The organism is Oleiphilus sp. HI0128 (assembly GCF_001635365.1).
In genome coordinates this window covers 1-943 of record NZ_LWGG01001516.1, presented here as the reverse complement: position 1 = coordinate 943, position 943 = coordinate 1, and the positions used below count along the sequence as shown (strand labels likewise).

The window sequence follows — 943 nt, the reverse complement described above, 5'->3', positions numbered from 1 at the left end:
AAAGGTGACCGTGTCGTACTGTATATGCCTATGATTCCCGAGGCATCGTATGCGATGCTGGCGTGTGCTCGTATTGGTGCCATTCATTCAGTGGTATTTGGTGGTTTTTCGGCAACAGCTTTAGCAGATCGCCTGGATGATTGTGAGGCAAAAGTCGTGATTACGGCGACAGAGGGTGTGCGTGGTGGGAAATCTATCCCGCTTAAGTCAAGTGTGGACGACGCGCTGGAGATATCCAAACGTAATACTGTCAAAAATGTACTGGTTGTTGAAACAACCCATAACACAGGTTCAACTCGTCATAACTGGGACGTTGACTATCGTCGCTTGGTGGCTGAGCAAGCTGACAAGCATACAGCCGTTCCGGTAAATGCTGAAGATCCATTGTTCATTCTTTATACCTCTGGTTCTACCGGTAAACCAAAAGGTTTACAGCATTCCAGTGGTGGATATTTGACTTATGTGACGTCGACCTACTACTACACATTCGACCATAAAGAAGGTGATGTGTTCTGGTGCTCGGCAGATGTTGGCTGGATTACCGGCCATAGTTACATCGTTTATGGACCCTTGGCGAATGGTGCCACAACGCTCATGTATGAAGGCGTTCCCAATTATCCGAGTATGGGGCGCTTTGGTGAAGTAATTGATCAGCACAAGGTGACAGTTTTCTATACAGCGCCGACGGCTATTCGTACCTTAATGGCTAAAGCGGACGAAGCGACTGGGTCTAGTAAACGTGATTCACTGAGAATTCTTGGTACCGTAGGGGAGCCGATTAACCCGGAGGTATGGCGTTGGTATTATACTGAGTATGGCCATAGCAAATGTCCGGTTGTTGATACATGGTGGCAAACTGAAACGGGTGGTCAGATGATGACGCCTTTACCCTATGCAACAGAATCTAAACCGGGGTCTGCCTGTCATCCACTATTTGGTATAC

1 protein-coding gene is annotated in these 943 nt (G+C 47.6%); it reads left to right on the top strand.

The genetic code is table 11. The features are described from left to right. Positions 1 to 943 (top strand): AMP-binding protein (locus A3763_RS25010; protein ID WP_156495322.1); only part of this gene is annotated, 943 nt, incomplete at both ends.